The organism is Methanosarcina sp., assembly GCF_035390745.1.
Classification (GTDB): domain Archaea; phylum Halobacteriota; class Methanosarcinia; order Methanosarcinales; family Methanosarcinaceae; genus Methanosarcina.
Genome location: NZ_DAOOUJ010000024.1, coordinates 1 through 3728, shown reverse-complemented (window position 1 = coordinate 3728; position 3728 = coordinate 1). Strand labels below are relative to the sequence as shown.

General features: G+C 46.5%; 4 protein-coding genes. All 4 read left to right on the top strand.

Annotated elements, in window-relative coordinates; genetic code table 11:
• Nucleotides 1–711, top strand: a 711-nt coding sequence (locus PLL47_RS07460) for a nitrogenase component 1 (protein ID WP_324445563.1), incomplete at its 5' end; no start/stop codon positions are given.
• Nucleotides 712–723: 12 nt separating this feature from the next.
• Nucleotides 724–2157 carry a nitrogenase component 1 gene (locus tag PLL47_RS07455; protein WP_324445562.1) on the top strand — a complete coding sequence of 478 codons (1434 nt, stop codon included), beginning with the start codon at nt 724–726 and terminating at the stop codon, nt 2155–2157.
• A complete protein-coding gene (gene modA, locus PLL47_RS07450; protein WP_324445561.1) occupies nt 2154–2954 on the top strand; it encodes a molybdate ABC transporter substrate-binding protein in 801 nt (266 codons plus the stop codon). The genes PLL47_RS07455 and modA overlap by 4 nt, the downstream gene beginning before the upstream one ends.
• A 147-nt stretch (nt 2955–3101) precedes the next feature.
• A partial coding sequence (gene modB, locus PLL47_RS07445; protein WP_324445560.1) for a molybdate ABC transporter permease subunit occupies nt 3102–3728 on the top strand: 627 nt, incomplete at its 3' end.

Sequence of the window (3728 nt, the reverse complement as noted above, 5' to 3'; positions counted from 1 at the left end):
GGGATTCCATATCAAACCATAAGTTTCTTCGGAATCGAAGATATTTCCATTGCTCTTCGGAAGACTGCGGAATACTTTGGCTCCGAAGAGATGAAAAAGAAGGCAGAAGAAATCCTGGAAGCTGAAACAAACCGTATCATGCCTGAAATTTCCAGGGTTCGGGAGAGGGTCAAAGGGAAAAAGGCCGCCATCTACATGGGAGGCCCTGCAAAAGCCCTCACGCTTATCAAAGGTTTTGCGGAACTCGGCATGGAAGTAGTTATCATCGGTACCCAGACCGGGAAAAAAGAAGACTATGAGCAGATCAGCTATTCGGTCAGGGACGGGACTGTAATCGTAGACGATGCAAACCCCCTGGAACTTGCAGACCTGCTCGTGAAACAGAAAGCCGACCTGATGGTTGCAGGAGTTAAAGAGAGGTTTATCGCATACAAGCTGGGAGTTGCCTTCTGTGACTTCAACCACGACAGAGTGGTGGAGTTTGAAGGCTTTGACGGCTTTGTAAACTTCGCAAAGGAAGTAGATGCCTCGATTAACAGCCCTGTCTGGAAAGCTGTCAGGCAGAGGATCCTTAAACTCGAATTCGTGGAACCGGAAAAAGCTACTGCCGAAGAAAAGATTTCCGAAAAACCATATGCAAAGAAATGCAAAGGTGTAGCCCTGAAACCGGAATTTTTACACTCAGATGTTGCAGTTGAGAGTCAGGTATGAGGAGGCAATGAGATGACTAAAAGAAACTATGCAACCGTGAACCCCTGTGTTATGTGCCAGCCCATGGGAAGTGCCCTTGCCTTTAAAGGGATTGAAAATACGATGGTCCTCTACCACGGATCTCAGGGCTGCAGCACCTATATGCGCCTGCACCTTTCCCATCATTTCAGAGAACCTGTGGAAATTGCATCAAGCTCCCTTAACGAAAAAGAAGCAGTATATGGAGGAACGGAGAATCTGAAAAAAGGATTAAAAAATGTCATTAAGAGATATAACCCGAAAGTGATCGGTGTTGCCACCACCTGCCTTACCGAAACTATAGGAGACGATGTTCCTGCAATAATAAAGGAATTCAAAGAAGAGGAAGGGATCGGAGACGACCCTGAAAAAGACATAATAATCATCCCGGTTTCCACCCCCAGCTACGGGGAAAGCCATGTCAGCGGGTACATAAAAGCCCTGGACGCTGTCGTGAGGAAATTTTCAGAAAAATCTGGAGAAGAAGAATTTCTAAAAATCCCGAATGGAAAACTCAATCTCATCCCTGTCGAAAGCTTTTCACCTGCCGATGTAAGAGAAATTAAAGAGATTCTTGAATTTATGGCTGGAGATTACATCTTCCTTCCAGACATTTCCGATACCTTTGATGCACCCCTTAGGGAAAAGCTCCCAAAAATAGCAGTAGGAGGCACTCCACTATCCGAGATTGCAGATATGCCTAACAGCAGGGCAAGCATCGGCCTTGGTGTTGTCAGCACTAACCTGGCTGTGAAATACCTTGAAGATTACCACGGGGTTCCCGGACACAATGTTCCCATACCCATAGGGCTCTTAAACACCGACCTTTTTTTTACGGAACTGGTCCGTACCCTTGGCTGCCCTATCCCCGATAAATACCAGAACGAAAGGGGAAGGCTGCTCGATGCCATGGTTGATGTGCACAAATATCTCTATGGGGTAAAGGCAGCGGTCTACGGGGACCCGGACAGTGTGTTTAGCCTGACGACCTTCATGCTGGAACTCGGGATGAACCCCGTCCTGGTGTCAACAGGGAGCAAAAACCGGGACTTTGAAAAGAGAATTAAGCAAATCTTCGAGGAGATAAGGCCGGAACTGGAACCTGTGGTTCTGGACGGAATTGACTTTGACACCCTCAACGACGCGGTAAGCGAATGCGGCCCTGAGATCCTGATAGGGAACTCAAAAGGGAGATATATTGCCAAAGCACGCGACATCCCCCTTGTAAGGGTCGGCCTGCCGATCCACGACAGGGTAGGCGCACAGCGCATTCTTACTGTCGGATACAGGGGAGCCCTGGAACTTCTGGACAGGATCACCAATACCATCCTTGAAGCTACTGATACCTTCACTGCACCTGTACAGGTTGAACCGGCTGCATATGCAGGCGAGGGAGCAAAAGATGAACGCGTAGAGGGATCGCGGTGAGCGACAGTAAATCAAAAAAACTGATATTTCCAGCTCTTGCAGCAATCCTCTGCCTTTCCGTACTTGCCTTTATTGCAGGCTCCCCAGGAGCAGAAGAGGAACCGAAGACCATCACTATTTCGGCAGCTGCAAGCCTGAACGAGGCTTTTACTGACATTGACAGCGAATTCGAAGCCGAGAATCCGGACACAAATGTTGAACTGAACTTTGCTAGTTCGGGAACGCTTCGGACACAGATTGAGTCAGGGGCACCTGTTGATGTGTTCGCTTCGGCTTCCGAGAGTGATATGGACCTCCTATCTGAGAAAAGCCTGATCGAAGAAAGCTCAAGAAAAGATTTTGCAGCAAACACCGTTGTAATGGTGGTGCCTGAGAAAAACGGTTCCAAAAGCACGAAAACTTTAGAAGACCTGACTGCAAACAGCACAGAAAAAATCGCGATAGGAAACCCTGAAACTACACCAATAGGAAAGTATGCAAAACATGCGCTGGAAGATGCAGGGATCTGGAACGAAATAGAGACTAAGGTTATCTTTGGAGAAACTGTGAAGCAGGTACTCACTTATGTGGAAACTGGAGAAGCTGATGCAGGTTTTGTGTTCATTACAGATGCCGAAAGCGGGCAGAAAGACCTGTATGAGATAGCATTTACAGCTCCTATTAACGAATCTATAACTTACCCCATAGCAGTGGTAAGCGGATCAGCAAATAAGGAAGAAGCGCAGGAATTCGTTGATTTTGTAACCGGAACCAGAGGACAGGAAATCCTGGCAGAATACGGCTTCAATACAGTATGATACTCTCTTGAATCAAGAAACTCCTAACCAGAAACAAAAATGAAAAAAAGAAACTAAAAGAGCTTTAATGAATCAAAAAAGCTCTAAAATATTCAGAACCGAAAAAAGCACAAAATAGAGGGATTTGATGGAAACTAGAGGGATTTGATGGAAACCTTTCAAATAATCGCGACCCCACTTCTACTTACCCTCAAGATTTCCTTCATTGCAACCCTCTTTGTGGCGGTGCTGGGAATTTTAATTGCTTATATACTGGCAAAAAGGGAGTTTCCGGGGAAATGGTTAGCTGACGTTATGGTTACCATGCCTATGGTTCTTCCCCCGACTGTAACCGGATACATCCTTGTTATCCTGCTGGGAAAAAATGGATTCATAGGAAGCACCTTCAACAAAATTACGGGGAGCGGGATCCTCTTTACCTGGCAGGCAGCAGCCATCGCAGCCTTTGTAGTCTCTTTGCCCCTGATGGTAAAAACCACTACTTCAGCCATAGGAGCAGTGGACAAAAGTGTTGAAGAAGCATCCCGTATCCTCGGGAGAAATGAAATGGAAACTGCGCTTTTCATAACCCTGCCCCTTGCAAAGAAAGGCATTATGGCAGGCTGCGTCCTGAGTTTTGCGCGGGCAGTAGGAGAATTCGGAGCAACCCTGATGGTTGCTGGGAACATACCCGGAAAAACGAACACTATGGCGATTTCAATTTATAGCGCGTACCAGTCAGGAAATAATGAGCTTGCAAATTTGCTTGTAATTATACTGGTTGTAATGTCGTTC